13 protein-coding genes are annotated in these 16,238 nt (G+C 39.3%); 12 read left to right on the top strand and 1 reads right to left on the bottom strand.

The window, feature by feature from the left end; all coding sequences use genetic code 11:
- Positions 1–324: 324 nt before the first annotated feature.
- The 6 genes from GWI58_RS06890 (at position 325) to nhaR (ending at position 8,578) form a co-directional block, all read left to right on the top strand.
- Positions 325–1,308: an SEL1-like repeat protein gene (locus tag GWI58_RS06890; RefSeq protein ID WP_004245216.1), complete on the top strand. Its 984-nt coding sequence runs from the start codon at positions 325–327 to the stop codon at positions 1,306–1,308.
- Positions 1,309–1,469: 161 nt separating this feature from the next.
- Entirely contained in the window at positions 1,470–2,057 is a 588-nt protein-coding gene (gene mog / locus GWI58_RS06895) for a molybdopterin adenylyltransferase (RefSeq protein ID WP_004245215.1), read from the top strand.
- A 524-nt stretch (positions 2,058–2,581) separates the two neighbouring features.
- The gene (dnaK, locus tag GWI58_RS06900) at positions 2,582–4,507 is read left to right on the top strand and encodes a molecular chaperone DnaK (RefSeq protein ID WP_004248962.1); all 1,926 of its coding nucleotides are present in this window, start codon (positions 2,582–2,584) and stop codon (positions 4,505–4,507) included.
- A 106-nt stretch (positions 4,508–4,613) separates the two neighbouring features.
- Positions 4,614–5,750 (top strand): molecular chaperone DnaJ, encoded by a 1,137-nt coding sequence (dnaJ, locus tag GWI58_RS06905; RefSeq protein WP_004245212.1) that lies wholly within the window; start codon positions 4,614–4,616, stop codon positions 5,748–5,750.
- 543 nt (positions 5,751–6,293) lie between these two features.
- Positions 6,294–7,472 carry a Na+/H+ antiporter NhaA gene (nhaA, locus tag GWI58_RS06910; RefSeq protein WP_004245211.1) on the top strand — a complete coding sequence of 393 codons (1,179 nt, stop codon included), beginning with the start codon at positions 6,294–6,296 and terminating at the stop codon, positions 7,470–7,472.
- Positions 7,473–7,660: 188 nt separating this feature from the next.
- Positions 7,661–8,578: a transcriptional activator NhaR gene (nhaR, locus tag GWI58_RS06915; RefSeq protein ID WP_004245210.1), complete on the top strand. Its 918-nt coding sequence runs from the start codon at positions 7,661–7,663 to the stop codon at positions 8,576–8,578.
- Between the two features lie 74 nt (positions 8,579–8,652).
- Here the strand turns inward: nhaR and rpsT are convergent, their stop codons facing one another.
- A complete protein-coding gene (rpsT, locus tag GWI58_RS06920) occupies positions 8,653–8,913 on the bottom strand; it encodes a 30S ribosomal protein S20 (protein ID WP_004248964.1) in 261 nt (86 codons plus the stop codon).
- A 430-nt stretch (positions 8,914–9,343) separates the two neighbouring features.
- Here rpsT and ribF point away from each other — a divergent pair, with 430 nt between their 5' ends.
- The 6 genes from ribF to dapB all read left to right on the top strand — a co-directional run bounded on the left by ribF (position 9,344) and on the right by dapB (position 16,182).
- Positions 9,344–10,285: a bifunctional riboflavin kinase/FAD synthetase gene (gene ribF / locus GWI58_RS06930; RefSeq protein ID WP_020945179.1), complete on the top strand. Its 942-nt coding sequence runs from the start codon at positions 9,344–9,346 to the stop codon at positions 10,283–10,285.
- Between the two features lie 29 nt (positions 10,286–10,314).
- Positions 10,315–13,125, top strand: coding sequence for an isoleucine--tRNA ligase (ileS, locus tag GWI58_RS06935; RefSeq protein WP_004245207.1), 2,811 nt, complete (start codon positions 10,315–10,317; stop codon positions 13,123–13,125).
- A gap of 3 nt (positions 13,126–13,128) precedes the next feature.
- Complete coding sequence (lspA, locus tag GWI58_RS06940) at positions 13,129–13,644, top strand: signal peptidase II (protein WP_161769034.1); 516 nt, start codon at positions 13,129–13,131, stop codon at positions 13,642–13,644.
- A 70-nt stretch (positions 13,645–13,714) separates the two neighbouring features.
- Positions 13,715–14,185 (top strand): FKBP-type peptidyl-prolyl cis-trans isomerase, encoded by a 471-nt coding sequence (fkpB, locus tag GWI58_RS06945; protein WP_004245205.1) that lies wholly within the window; start codon positions 13,715–13,717, stop codon positions 14,183–14,185.
- Positions 14,166–15,119: a 4-hydroxy-3-methylbut-2-enyl diphosphate reductase gene (gene ispH, locus GWI58_RS06950; protein ID WP_161769035.1), complete on the top strand. Its 954-nt coding sequence runs from the start codon at positions 14,166–14,168 to the stop codon at positions 15,117–15,119. Before fkpB ends, ispH begins: the two co-directional genes overlap by 20 nt.
- Positions 15,120–15,360: 241 nt before the next feature.
- Entirely contained in the window at positions 15,361–16,182 is an 822-nt protein-coding gene (gene dapB, locus GWI58_RS06955; RefSeq protein ID WP_094959424.1) for a 4-hydroxy-tetrahydrodipicolinate reductase, read from the top strand.
- Positions 16,183–16,238: the final 56 nt, after the last annotated feature.

Raw genomic sequence — 16,238 nt, forward strand, 5'->3', positions numbered from 1 at the left:
GTTATTATTTTATCTATTAATTATTCAGCTCATGCCTCAGTGGTGTGGGCTGAATTGCGAGTCATTTTCTAGGGGGGCTCTAATCTATCATTTCTTTTATTGTGGTTCAATTTGGTTAAAATGGTTGCGTGTTTCTTCTAATTTAAAATTAAATTTTCTTATTTTGTGACTTTTCATCTCTTTATAGTTAATTATTGTCTTTTTTTTTAAATTTAAAAAATGTTTTGATTGATTTTAAGATTAAATTGATTGGAATAAATAATTTATCCGGTAATAATTATAAAAATTAATTATTAAAAACATCCTATTTATTATTGGTGAATTATGAAAAAGATGGTTTTGGCAACAGTACTGGCATCGCTCTTTTTTAGTAGCGTTGCTATGTCAGAAGATAAAACAGCCTTCTCTTTACCTGCGATTGAAAAAAGTGCGGAAGAAGGGAATGCCGCTTCTCAGTATCAACTTGGTGTTAAATATGAAGGTGGCGAAGGTGTAGAACAAAATACACAAAAAGCATTGGAGTGGTACACAAAAGCGGCTGAACAAGGTCATGCAGAAGCGCAATTAAATTTAGCGTTAATGTATGATATGAATGATGATATTGAGCGTGATGCTGAAAAAGCGGTTTATTGGTATAACAAAGCGGCTGTTCAGGGACTCTCTTTAGCACAATACAATTTGGCCGTCTCTTTTGATGAAGGGGATGGTGTAGAGCAAGATCATGAAAAAGCAGTATATTGGTATACAAAAGCCGGTGAACAAGGTGATAGCGATGCGCAGTATAATTTAGCGATTTCATATGATGAAGGTATCGGTATCGAACAAGATCATGAAAAAGCGGTGACTTGGTACACTAAAGCCGCAGAGCAAGGTCATGCTGATGCACAATACAACTTAGCTGTCTCTTACGATGAAGGCGAAGGGGTCGAGCGTGATGGTAGCAAAGCGGTATTCTGGTATACCAAAGCGGCAAATCAAGGTAATCGAGATGCGCAAAATAACCTTGGTGTGATGTATGACGAAGGTGATGGTGTAGCAAAAGATCAACGTAAAGCGAATGAATGGTATAAAAAAGCTGCGCTACAAGGTAATGGCTTGGCACAAAATAACCTTGCAATAAACTATTATTATGGCAAAGGGGTTAAACGTAACTTGAAAGAAGCCTATGCATGGTTTGCTGTTGCTGTAGAAAATGGTGAAGGTGATGAGGCTATGCTAAAACGAACAGCCCGTGCCCTCAATGCTGCTCAATTAGCAGAAGCTAAACTTTTAGCTGCTTCTTATATTGCTAAATATCTTGATGACTAAGATTAAATCATTAATGTGATAAAAAACGGGAGTATAAAACTCCCGTTTTTTTATAGCTAAAATAACATAATAGCTTTTACTGAGATTGTTTTTAATTCACCCGTGTTCTCGTGTTAATATCAGCACGCTAATTGGCAGTTATTGATTAATTTGAGGTTGATATGAATGAATTACGTATAGGACTGGTTTCTGTTTCTGATCGTGCATCCAGTGGTGTTTATGAAGATAAAGGCCTGCCCGCTTTAGAAGCTTGGCTAAAAAAAGCAATCACAACCCCTTTTCATATCGAATCACGTTTGATCCCCGATGAGCAACTGATGATTGAACAAACATTATGTGAACTGGTTGATGAAGCAGGATGTCACTTGGTTTTAACAACGGGAGGCACAGGGCCTGCTCGTCGTGATGTTACGCCTGATGCAACATTGGCGATTGCTGATAGAGAGATGCCAGGCTTCGGTGAGCAAATGCGCCAAATCAGTTTGAAATTTGTTCCTACGGCGATTTTATCTCGTCAAGTGGGAGTTATTCGTAATCAAGCCTTAATTTTAAATTTACCGGGACAGCCTAAAGCGATCGCAGAGACATTAGAGGGATTAAAAGACAGTGAGGGACAGGTGATTGTCAGTGGTATTTTTGCCAGTGTTCCTTATTGTATTCAATTATTGGATGGCCCTTATATCGAAACTAACGAAGAAATTGTGGTTGCCTTTAGACCTAAATCAGCACGCCGTTCTACATCTGCTTAATACATTGCATCGGTTGTTTTTGTTATTAATATTGAATGTGAGTACGTTTTGCCCTAATAAAATTAAATAAGAACAACCTGCTATTTTTACCTATGAGTGATGCTTCTGTTGATGATTTATTGATCATTGAGATAACCCACTTTGTGCAATAATTGATTGAAACTGTTATATTTCAATTAGTTATTTTTTATATTAATGGATTATCGTTGTTGTTTTACATCATCATAATGGGTTAAAGATAATGTTTGTCATAACCTATTGATATGTAATATTTATTTTTTATATTGTTATTTTACTAGATCTTTTTTTTATCTTTTTACTATTTTTTTTTATTTTTCCCCTTGATGAATGTATTTATGACCCCATCTATTTTTCAACTGCAATTACCACTATTGAGTTGCGTTGATGTTTATCCGCTTTGTGATGATATTGAGTCCATTAATTTTTTGACTTGAAAAATGAATATTCATCCTCATATAGATTGGTAATCAAATTGATAAAGAATTCTCTTTGGAGGCGTTTAAATGGGTAAAATTATTGGTATTGACCTGGGTACAACTAACTCTTGTGTTGCTGTAATGGACGGTAAGAATGCCCGGGTTATTGAAAACGGTGAAGGCGATCGTACCACTCCTTCGATTGTTGCATATGCACAAGATGGTGAAATTCTAGTTGGTCAACCGGCAAAACGTCAGGCTGTGACTAACCCACAAAATACATTATTTGCCATCAAACGTTTAATCGGTCGTCGTTTCGAAGACGCGGAAGTACAACGTGATGTTTCTATCATGCCTTACAAAATTATTAAAGCTGATAATGGTGATGCATGGGTTGAAGCACGTAACGAAAAAATGGCTCCACCACAAGTTTCTGCTGAAGTATTGAAAAAAATGAAAAAAACAGCGGAAGATTACTTAGGTGAACCAGTTACAGAAGCTGTTATTACAGTTCCTGCTTACTTTAATGATGCGCAACGTCAAGCAACTAAAGATGCGGGTCGTATCGCGGGTTTAGATGTTAAACGTATTATTAACGAACCAACAGCTGCGGCATTGGCTTATGGTTTAGATCGTGAAGTGGGTAACCGCACTATCGCTGTTTATGACTTAGGTGGTGGTACATTCGATATCTCTATCATCGAAATTGATGAAGTTGATGGCGAAAAAACCTATGAAGTTCTGTCAACCAATGGTGATACTCACTTAGGTGGTGAAGACTTCGATAGCCGTTTAATTAACTACTTAGTTGATGAGTTTAAGAAAGAACAAGGCATTGACCTGCGTAATGATCCATTGGCAATGCAACGTCTGAAAGAAGCTGCAGAAAAAGCAAAAATTGAATTATCTTCAGCTCAACAAACAGATGTGAACTTACCTTATGTTACTGCTGATGCGACAGGGCCTAAACACTTAAATATCAAAGTGACTCGTGCAAAACTGGAATCTTTAGTTGAAGACTTAGTAAAACGTTCAATGGATCCAGTAAAAGTTGCATTAGAAGATGCGGGCTTGAAAGTCAGTGAAGTAAACGACGTTATTCTGGTTGGTGGTCAAACTCGTATGCCTATGGTACAAAAAACTGTGGCTGAGTTCTTCGGTAAAGAACCACGTAAAGACGTTAACCCAGATGAAGCTGTTGCTATGGGTGCTGCTGTTCAAGGTGGTGTATTAGCAGGTGATGTTAAAGACGTTCTGTTACTTGACGTGACTCCACTGTCTTTAGGTATTGAAACTATGGGTGGCGTGATGACTTCGCTGATTGCGAAGAATACCACTATCCCAACTAAACATAGCCAAGTATTCTCTACCGCTGAAGATAATCAATCAGCTGTAACTATTCACGTATTACAAGGTGAACGTAAACGTGCGAGTGATAACAAATCACTGGGTCAATTTAACTTAGATGGTATTCAACCTGCACCACGTGGTATGCCACAAATTGAAGTGACTTTTGATATCGATGCTGATGGTATCTTGCATGTATCTGCAAAAGATAAAAACAGTGGTCGTGAACAAAACATCACCATTAAAGCTTCTTCAGGTTTAAATGAAGAAGAAATCCAAAAAATGGTACGTGATGCAGAAGCTAATGCAGAAGCAGACCGTAAATTTGAAGAGTTAGTGCAAACACGTAACCAAGCAGATCAATTAGTTCACGGTACACGTAAACAAATTGAAGAAGCGGGTGACAAATTAGCGGCTAACGATAAAGAAGCTATCGAAAAAGCGTTAAGCGAATTAGAAATTGCTTCTAAAGGTGAAGATAAAGCTGCTATTGAAGCAAAACTGCAAGCGTTAGTTGAAGCTTCAAAACCTCTGTTAGAAATTGCACAACAACAAGCTCAAGCGGGTGCAGGTAATACTGCCGATGCAACTGATGCAGGTGCGAAGAAAGATGACGATGTTGTCGATGCAGAGTTTGAAGAAGTAGACGGCAAAGATAAAAAATAATGCCCTTAACGGGCCGCGGTAACTCAATGATGAACAGTTACTGATACCGAAACACGGGCGTCGAGGCAACTCTACGCCCGTGTGCTTATGTCAAGGGTAATCCAGAATGGCGAAAAGAGATTTTTACGAAGTACTCGGGTTAAGTAAAACAGCCGATGAAAAAGAGATCAAACGTGCTTATAAGCGTTTAGCGATGAAATATCACCCAGATCGTAATCAAGGTGATAAAGATTCGGAATCTAAATTTAAAGAAATTAAAGAAGCTTACGAAGTTCTTAGCGATCCACAAAAACGTGCGGCCTATGATCAATATGGTCATGCTGCCTTTGAACAAGGTGGTTTTGGTGGTCAAGGCGGTGGCGGTTTTGGTGGCGCTGACTTTAGCGATATCTTTGGTGATGTGTTTGGCGATATTTTTGGTGGTGGTCGTCGTCAACAACGTGCTGCACGCGGCTCAGATTTACAATACAACATGGACTTAACGCTAGAAGAAGCTGTTCGTGGTATTACCAAAGAGATCCGCATTCCAACCTTAGAAACCTGTGATAAATGCCACGGCAGTGGGGCAAAAGAAGGCACATCAGCGGAAACTTGCTCAACATGTCATGGGGCAGGTCAGGTTCATTTACGTCAAGGTTTCTTCACCGTTCAACAACCATGCCCTACTTGTCATGGTCGCGGTAAAGTAATTAAAGAGCCTTGCTCTAAATGTCATGGTGATGGCCGTGTTGAACGTTATAAAACCTTATCAGTTAAAATCCCGGCGGGAGTGGATACCGGTGATCGTATTCGTTTAAGTGGTGAAGGTGAAGCGGGTGAGCAAGGAGCACCGGCGGGCGATCTGTATGTACAGGTTCATGTTCGTCAGCACCATATATTTGAACGAGATGGTAATAACCTCTATTGCGAAGTACCTATTAACTTTGCGGTTGCAGCATTAGGGGGAGAAATTGAGGTGCCAACTCTGGATGGTCGTGTGAAACTAAAAATTCCAGCAGAAACACAAACTGGCAAAATGTTCCGCATGAAAGGCAAAGGTGTTAAATCTGTACGTAGCCATGGTGTCGGTGATTTAATGTGCCGTGTTGTTGTTGAAACGCCAGTGAAACTGAATGAAAAACAAAAGCAGCTTATGGAACAGCTAGGTGAATCATTTGGTGGTAAAGGTGGTGAAAAAAATACACCGCGCTCTAAGAGTTTCTTAGATGGAGTAAAAAAATTCTTTGATGATTTAACCAAATAATTTTTGCGTTATCTTCATTCCCAAAAGCCTGATAATGTATTGCCTATCAGGCTTTTTCTTATCAATTTCATAAAAATACCTAGAAACTTATCCTCTGTTATCTTCAATAGTCATTCCCCTCTTATTTCATTAGGTATCCCCTCTGGTAACAAAAAAGGTTGAACAATATTATCTTCACCTCTTATTATTCTTGTGAGTAAATTATCAACTATTCTTAATAAAAAGCACACTATAGTCACAATAATATGGATAAAAAATAGAATATTTACCTGTTTTCTATCAATTCTTATTTTAAATGTGAATTATTGCTTATATTTATCATAAAAAATAATTGTATCAATAGGTTGTATTTTATTTTTTTTATTTTTGTTTTTTACCTTTCGTGATATTACTTATTGATTATTTTTTACATAATTCCTTCTTTACTCTTGATATAAGTGATTGAGATCGAAAAAGCCGAATTATTTTTGCTAAATAATCTGTTTTTTACGAATTCATAATTAGCATATTATTAACACAAATAGACATTTTTAGGTTAACAATATGACAGCAATTATTAGACAATTTTTAAGATTAGAGGCATCAGGCGGTATTCTTCTGATTGTTGCTGCTATTATCGCATTAATAATGGCGAATACACCTCTTAGTGCTTTGTATAATGAGTTTTTATCTATCCCAATAATGATTAAATTTGGGGCATTAGAGCTAGATAAACCGTTGATCTTATGGGTTAACGATGCACTTATGGCCATCTTTTTCTTAGTGGTAGGATTAGAAGTCAAACGGGAGCTAAAAGAAGGTTCCTTAGCGCAACGTGATCGGGCTATTTTTCCTGCAATTGCTGCAGTAGGAGGAATGTTAGCACCTGCTTTGATTTATCTATTTTTTAATCATGGCGATGCGATTGGTCAGCAAGGATGGGCTATTCCGGCAGCAACAGATATTGCTTTTGCTCTAGGTGTAATGGCGTTACTAGGGCGTCGCGTTCCTGTGGAATTGAAAGTCTTTTTATTAGCGCTAGCCATTATTGATGATCTTGGTGTCATTGTGATTATTGCGCTCTTTTATTCTAAGAGTGTGGCATTAGTCCCGTTATTATTGGCAGCGCTAATCACCATCATGTTGTTTATTCTTAATTGGCGTAAAGTGAGTAATACAGCAGTTTACTTAGTCCTAGGCTTTATTTTGTGGGTGTGTATTTTGAAATCAGGTATACATGCCACAATAGCGGGAGTGATTGTTGGATTCCTGATCCCATTAAGAGATAAAGAGGGGGCTTCACCGTCGGAAGAGTTAGAGCATGTTTTACACCCGTGGGTTGCCTACTTAATATTACCGCTATTTGCATTTAGTAATGCGGGGGTTTCTTTAAATGGCGTTACCCTTGATGGCATGTTATCGACCTTACCCGTTGGTATTGCATTAGGGCTTTTCTTAGGTAAGCCGATTGGGATTTTTCTCTTTAGTTGGGTTTCGGTAAAACTAGGGATTGCAAAATTGCCAGATGCGATTAATCTTAAGCAAATATTTGCCGTTTCTGTTTTATGTGGTATCGGTTTTACTATGTCTATCTTTATCGCAGGTCTTGCGTTTGAAGGTGCTATAGAAGCCTATAATACATACTCTAAACTGGGTATTTTAGTTGGCTCAACCATGGCTGCTGTTGTGGGATATTTATTGCTTAACTCTGTTTTACCGAAGTTGAAGCAGAAGCAAAAATAGCGAAATTGAGTAGGGAACTCGTTTTCTAAACACAATAAAAACCGAGCTATAAACATAAACCTACGGCGCAATACCTTGTATTGTGCCGTAGGTGTTTTTATGAGGATTGGAGAAAGGAACACCAATCGCTAATGCGTTGTTAACGAAGTCTGTGTGATGAGATCACAGAAGTTGAAAGGAAAATCACTATGCGTGTGTCACATCTCAATTTTAATCATCTTTATTATTTTTGGCATGTGTGTAAAGAAGGCTCTGTTGTAGGGGCTGCGGAAGCGCTGTATCTGACACCTCAGACAATTACAGGGCAAATTAAAGCATTAGAAGAAAGATTAGGGGGAAAATTATTCAAGCGTCAAGGGCGCGGATTAGTTCCCTCTGAATTAGGTCAGCTTATTTTTCGCTATGCCGATAAAATGTTTATGCTGAGCCAAGAGATGCTAGATATTGTCAACTATAGTCGAGAATCTAACCTGTTATTTGATGTTGGGGTTGCCGATGCGTTATCTAAACAACTTGTTAGTCGTGTATTAGAAACGGCGGTTATTGATCATGAACAAATACATTTACGCTGTTTTGAATCGACTCATGAATTGTTGTTAGAGCAATTAAGTCAGCATAAGTTAGATATGATTTTATCTGATTGTCCCGTAGATTCCTCACAGCAAGAGGGGTTGTTCTCTGTTAAATTGGGTGAGTGTAGTGTCAGTTTTTTCTGTAGTCAGCCAATACCAGAAAAGCCATTCCCAGAATGTTTAGAAGATAGAAAATTGCTTATCCCTGGTCGACGCTCTATGTTAGGTCGTCATTTGTTAACTTGGATACGCAATAAAAATCTTCAAGTAGAAATTTTAGGTGAATTTGATGATGCCGCATTAATGAAAGCATTTGGTTTAAATCATAATGCTATCTTTGTTGCACCTTCTATTTATACCAATGAGACATTTGTCCAAAGTAATATTGAGGAAATAGGCACATTAGACTCGGTAAAAGAAGAGTATTACGTTATTTTTGCTGAACGTATGATCCAGCATCCGGCAGTACAACGTGTGTGTAATACCGATTTTTCAGCTTTGTTTAGTGGTGAAAAGAAAGCCAATAACGAATGAAATACGTAGAGTTTGCATAGACAGAATGTAAAAAAACCGGCCTAAGCCGGTTTTTTAAACACAAGAAACAATAATTACATTGCTTTGATTTGTGCTTGCAGATTAGCTTTATGACGTGCTGCTTTATTCTTATGAATTAAGCCTTTAGTTGCCTGACGGTCAACAATTGGTTGCATGTCATTAAATGCTTTTTGTGCTGCTTCTTTATCACCAGAAGCAACTGCTGCGTATACTTTTTTGATGTAAGTACGCATCATTGAACGACGGCTTGCGTTGTGCTGACGACGCTTTTCAGACTGAACCGCACGTTTCTTAGCTGATTTGATATTAGCCAAGTTCCAACTCCCAAATATATTCTAGCGAGGACAATACAAAGGTGAAGGAATATGCCTTTTCAACCTAAGTTTGTCAATGGATTTATACAAAATTAGCGTCGTTGTACGCGACACTGGTTTCGTTGTGATGGCGCAAGATTTTATCAGTTAAGACGGGTAGAATACAGTCTTTTGAGTGAAAAAATCATCAAAATCGTGTATATGAGTAATAAATAATAGATTCTAAGCGGATCTACGGTTGATTTTGTGCGATTTTATAACCAACAAGTGAGTAATCGTTTATTTTTTGTTAGCAGTGAGCATGTTAATTTAACAATCATAGTGAATTGACAAAGCAAGATATTACTCACCAATAAACATTGATATATTGGGTTACTCTCGAGCCTTTGACAAGGTATAATCCAATTATTTCCACGGTATTGAGCCAGTTATGGAGCTAATTCGCGGTATACAGAATATTCGAGCACAACATCATGGTTGTGTTCTAACAATTGGCAATTTTGATGGTGTCCATCGCGGTCATCAGGCATTATTAAAACACTTGAAGCAAGAAGCATCACGTCGTGGCCTACCTACTGTTGTGATGACATTTGAACCTCAACCTCTGGAGTTTTTTTTGCCAGAGAAAGCACCTGCTCGTCTAACGCGCCTACGCGATAAGATAAAATATTTGGCAGAGTGTGGTATTGATTACCTGTTATGTGTCAAATTTGATAAGCAATTTGCGGCACAAACACCGGAAGAGTTTGTTTCATCACTCTTAGTTGATAAATTAGGTGTGAAGTTCTTAGCCATTGGCGATGATTTTCGTTTTGGTAAAAATAGAGCAGGTGATTTTCATTTTTTACAACAAGCCGGTGTTCGATACGGATTTGAGGTGGCAAATACTGAAAGTTATTGTGACAAAGGATTACGTATTAGCAGTACGGCGGTACGAGAAGCCTTATTCAATGACGATTTAGCTTTAGCTGAATCATTGCTTGGACACCCTTATAGCGTTTGTGGACGCGTGGTACATGGTAATCAATTAGGAAGAACTATTGGTTTTCCAACCGCCAATATTCCCATGAAACGCTTAGTGGCACCTGTTGCTGGTGTTTATGCGGTTGATGTTTATTTAGCCGACCATCAATCGCCTTTAGCGGGGGTGGCTAATATTGGCAGTCGTCCTACCGTAAAAGGTAAGGGTGTACAATTAGAAGTTCATTTAATCGACGTTAATATGGATTTATATGGACGTCGTATTGATGTTGTGTTACGAAAGAAATTACGTAATGAACAGCGATTTGCATCATTGGATGCGTTGAAACAGCAAATCGCAAATGATGTGGCTGCTGCTAGGGATTTTTTATTGCAGCGGTCGGAGTCATAAACTAGCGGAAACTTGGAACTGAGAATCGAATGAGTGACTATAAAAATACCCTGAACTTACCAGAAACAGGGTTCCCTATGCGCGGGGATTTAGCAAAGCGCGAACCAGAAATGTTATCACGTTGGTACAAAGAAGGTTTGTATCAAGCTATTCGTCAAGCTAAAAGTGGTAAGAAAACATTTATTTTGCATGATGGCCCTCCTTATGCCAACGGCAATATTCATATTGGTCACTCAGTAAACAAAATTCTCAAAGATATTATTATTAAATCCAAAGGGCTGTCAGGCTTTGATTCTCCGTACATTCCAGGATGGGATTGTCACGGATTACCTATTGAATTAAAAGTTGAACAAATTGTAGGTAAACCAGGAGAAAAAGTCTCTGCAGCTCAATTCCGCGAGGAGTGCCGTAAATATGCTTATGAGCAAATAGAGGCGCAGAAAAAAGATTTTATTCGTTTAGGTGTGCTAGGTGATTGGGACAAACCTTATCTCACTATGGACTACAAAACGGAAGCCAATACTATTCGTGCATTAGCACGTATTATCGCTAATGGTCACCTATTAAAAGGGGCAAAACCTGTTCACTGGTGTACGGCTTGTGGTTCATCGCTAGCTGAAGCGGAAGTGGAATATTACGATAAAACCTCTCCTTCTATCGATGTGCGTTTCCGTGCAGTTGATTCAAACGCTGTAGCGGCTAAATTTGGTGTCGTCACTGATAAACCTATTTCTTTAGTTATTTGGACTACCACACCATGGACATTACCTGCTAACCGTGCAATTGCATTAAATGGCGAATTTAATTACGCATTAGTTTCATTTAATGATGAGTGCGTCATTTTAGCGGCAGACTTAGTTGAACACGTTATGAAACGTATCGGTGTCACAGACTGGGCTGTTTTAGGTGAATGTAAAGGTAGTGATTTAGAATTATTGCGCTTCAATCACCCATTTATGGGCTTTGATGTACCAGCCATTTTAGGCGATCACGTTACATTAGATGCCGGTACAGGGGCTGTTCATACCGCACCGGGTCACGGTCCTGATGACTTTGTTATTGGTCAAAAATATGGTTTAGAAGTGGCTAATCCGGTTGGACCTAATGGTTGTTATCTTCCTAATACGTATCCGACCTTAGATGGTGTGTTTGTTTTTAAAGCTAATGATGTGATTGTTGAGTTACTAAAAGAAAAAGGTGCTCTATTACATCATGAAGCAATGCAACATAGTTATCCTTGCTGTTGGCGACATAAAACACCAGTTATCTTCCGTGCCACTCCACAATGGTTTATCGGTATGGATAAAAATGGATTACGTCAACAATCCTTAAAAGAGATCAAAGGTGTTAAATGGATCCCTGATTGGGGCCAAGCTCGTATTGAGTCAATGGTGGAAAACCGTCCTGACTGGTGTATTTCTCGTCAGCGTACTTGGGGAACACCAATGTCGCTGTTTGTGCATAAAGAAACACAAGAGCCTCATCCTCGTACTCTAGAGTTAATGGAAGAAGTCGCTAAGCGTGTAGAAGTGAGTGGTATTCAAGCTTGGTGGGACTTAGATATCCGCGAACTGCTGGGTGATGAAGCTGATGATTACATGAAAACACCTGACACACTTGATGTTTGGTTTGATTCAGGATCCACGCACTCAACCGTAGTTGATGCTCGTCCTGAATTCCATGGCAATTCTGCTGATCTCTATTTAGAAGGTTCAGACCAACATCGTGGTTGGTTTATGTCTTCTCTTATGATTTCAACGGCAATTAAAGGCAAAGCGCCTTATCGTGAAGTATTAACACACGGTTTCACCGTAGATGGACAAGGCCGTAAAATGTCGAAATCCATTGGTAATACCGTTAGCCCTCAAGATGTAATGAACAAACTGGGTGCGGATATTTTACGTTTATGGGTTGCCTCCACCGATTATACGGGGGAAATTGCGGTTTCCGATGAGATCTTAAAACGTTCTGCTGATACTTATCGTCGTATTCGTAATACAGCGCGTTTCTTCTTAGCGAACTTAAATGGCTTTGATCCAGCTAAACATCAAGTTAAACCTGAAGAGATGGTAATACTTGATCGTTGGGCGGTCGGTCGTGCGAAAGCGGCACAGGAAGATATCCTCAAACACTATGAAAACTACGATTTCCATAATGTTATTCAGCGTCTAATGCAGTTCTGCTCAGTAGAAATGGGATCTTTCTATCTAGATATCATTAAAGACAGACAATACACTGCGAAAAGCGACAGTGTTGCTCGCCGTAGTTGTCAAACTGCGCTATACCATATTATCGAAGCATTAGTACGTTGGATGGCACCAATTATGTCGTTCACCGCAGATGAGATTTGGGCACAGTTACCGGGTGAGCGTGCGAAATTTGTGTTCACTCAAGAATGGTACACAGATTTATTTGGTTTAGAGGCATCTGAAACCTTAAATGATGAGTACTGGGCGGAATTATTAGCCGTTCGTAGTGAAGTCAATAAGGTGTTAGAGCAAGCTCGTACCGATAAGCAACTACGTGGCTCTTTAGAAGCGGCAGTAACACTGTATGCGGATAAAGCCTTAGCGGAAAAACTGAATGCATTAGGAAACGAATTGCGTTTTGTTTTACTTACCTCTCAAGCGACCGTTGCTGATATTCATGATGCGCCAGAAAACGCGTTAGCATCTGATATGGCGGGGCTGAAAATTGTCTTGAGTAAAGCGCAAGGTGAAAAATGTCCACGTTGCTGGCACTATGCAACTGACATTGGTCAAGTGGCGGAACACGCTGATTTATGTGGTCGCTGTGTTACTAACGTAGCCGGTAACGGTGAAGAACGTAAGTTTGCTTAATTGATGAAGAAAACACTTTGCTCTACAGGTTTACGCTGGCTCTGGTTGGCTATTGCTGTAGTGGTGTTGGACTTAGGTACAAAACAGTATTTCATGCAGACATTCCGTCTGTATGAATCTGTAGCTATCATGCCTTTTTTCAACTTCACTTATGCTCATAACTATGGCGCAGCTTTTAGCTTTTTAGCCGATAAAGGCGGATGGCAACGTTGGTTTTTTGCATTAATCGCACTGGCAATCTGTATTGTCTTAGTGGTGATGATGTATAAAAATAAAGCGAGTGCTAAGCTAAGTAATATTGCTTATGCGCTTATTATAGGCGGAGCATTGGGTAATCTTTCTGATCGTCTGATCCATGGATTTGTCATCGATTTTCTGGACTTTTATGTCGGTGATTGGCATTGGCCTACTTTTAATATTGCTGATGTGTCTATTTGTCTTGGTGCAGCTTTAATTATCATTGAGAGCTTTTTCCCTGATAAGAATGCCAGCCCACAAGAAGCCAACAAGCAGAAGTAATCTGACAGATCAGTTAACTAAAATAACCCCTGCCTAATGGCGGGGGTTACGCTTAATAGAAGGTATTAGTATGAGTATGCAGATCCTCAATAATAGTGCGGTATTGCTGAATTTCACCTTAAAATTGGCAGACGGCTCTGTTGCTGAATCTACACAAGCACATGGAAAACCGGCGTTATTTCGTCTTGGTGATGAAAGCTTATCGCCTGCTTTAGAAGCAGAGTTGGTAGGACTTAAAGAAGGGGAAAAGAAAACCTTCACGCTTGCGGGGGAGCATATTTTTGGTAAATATAATCCTGATCTTATTCAATACTTTATGCCTTCTGATTTTGCGCAATCCGGTATTCCTGAAACAGGTACCATTATGCTGTTTACGGCAATGAATGGTAATGAAATGCCAGGCATTGTGCAGGAAGTGACGGAAGATTCTGTTACTGTCGATTTTAATCATCCATTAGCGTTACAAGATGTCACATTTGATATTGAAGTCGTCAGTATTGATCCACAGGAGGAAACAACAAATGCAAATATTGCTGGCTAACCCACGAGGCTTTTGTGCGGGTGTTGACCGAGCTATCAGCATTGTTGAACGTGCATTAGAAATCTATGGCGCGCCAATTTATGTACGCCACGAAGTGGTTCATAATCGCTATGTAGTCAATGATTTACGCGAACGTGGTGCTATTTTTATTGAAGAAATCTCCGAAGTACCGGGTAACGCGATTTTGATCTTCTCAGCACACGGTGTTTCTCAAGCTATTCGCCAAGAGGCACGATCTCGTAATTTAACGATGCTTTTTGATGCCACTTGTCCTTTAGTGACCAAAGTACATATGGAAGTCGCAAGGGCGAGCCGTAAAGGTAAAGAGGCCATTTTAATTGGTCATGCCGGACACCCAGAAGTTGAAGGGACGATGGGGCAATACAGTAACCCAGAAGGGGGAATGTATTTGGTTGAATCGCCAGATGATGTATGGAAACTAAAAGTGAAAGATGAAGATAATCTTTGCTTTATGACACAAACTACATTATCCGTCGATGATACTTCCGAAGTGATTGATGCCTTAAATAAACGATTCCCTAAAATCATCGGGCCTCGTAAAGATGATATCTGCTATGCGACAACCAATCGTCAAGAAGCAGCTCGAGAGCTTGCAGAGCGTGCCGATGTCGTGTTTGTTGTTGGCTCTAAAAACTCATCTAACTCAAATCGATTAGCAGAGCTTGCACAACGTGCAGGCAAACCCTCTTACTTAATTGATAGTGCTGAAGATATTGATGAAACATGGGTAAGCCATGCCAATATTGTTGGGGTGACTGCAGGAGCATCAGCACCAGATATTTTAGTTCAACAAGTCTTAGCACGATTAAAAGCCTTTGGTGCAGAAGAAGTGATTGAGCTATCTGGCAGAGAAGAAAACATTGTTTTTGAAGTGCCAAAAGAGTTACGTCTTGACTATAAAGTAGTCGAATAATAACAATAGCTATAAACATTTAATTTACCAAGCAGAGCCAAGGCTCTGCTTTTTTTATCTCTTTTTTATAAATCGTAAAATTAAATGAATAATCATGCGGTTCATCGCTTTTGCTGATGATCTCTATCCTTTTGTTCGTTTTTCTTATTATCGTCGTTAAATGCTGGCATCAAACGAATGACATCGTTAATCTGTAAAGTATTAATAAAGATCATAAGTGTTACTAAGGAGAACATCGATTATGTCTGCAACAGAACTTCGTCTTGCGGTAGTGGGGGCTGGAGGGCGTATGGGGCGCCAGCTGATCCAAGCGATTAATCAGCAACAAGGTGTAGTATTAGGTGCTGCTTTTGAACGTACTAATTCTTCATTGATAGGGGCTGATGCAGGAGAGTTAGCGGGAATTGGTCATATCGGTATCACTGTTACTGATAATTTATTAGCTCAAGTAGGGCAATTTGATATTTTAATCGATTTTACTCGTCCAGAGGGTACGTTGTCCCATCTGGCATTTTGTGTTGAGCATCATAAAGGCATGATTATTGGAACTACCGGTTTTGATGAAGAAGGTAAAAAAGCCATTAATTGTGCAGCACAAACTATTCCTATTGTCTTTGCTGCTAACTTTAGTGTTGGCGTTAATTTAGTGCTTAAATTATTAGAAAAGGCAGCTAAAGTGATGGGATCTTATAGTGATATTGAAATTGTAGAAGCTCACCATCGTCATAAGGTTGATGCACCATCTGGTACGGCCTTAGCGATGGGCGAGTCGATTGCAGAGACTTTAGGTCGTGATCTGAAAGATTGTGCAGTTTATCAACGAGTTGGACATACAGGAGAACGTGATCCTCACAGTATTGGCTTTGCAACTATTCGTGCAGGGGATATTGTGGGTGAGCACACTGCTATTTTTGCGGATATTGGTGAGCGAGTAGAGATTAGCCATAAGGCCTCGAGTCGAATGACCTTTGCAAATGGTGCAGTTAAGTCAGCTATTTGGTTAAGTGAAAGAAAGTCTGGTCTTTATAATATGAAAGATGTGCTTTCTTTAGAAGAATTATGATTTTGTTTTATATTTAATTCGTTGAAAACCCATGATTATTTATATTATTTGTGGGT

Source organism: Proteus sp. G2674 (genome assembly GCF_009915195.1).
Classification (GTDB): Bacteria; Pseudomonadota; Gammaproteobacteria; order Enterobacterales; family Enterobacteriaceae; genus Proteus; species Proteus mirabilis.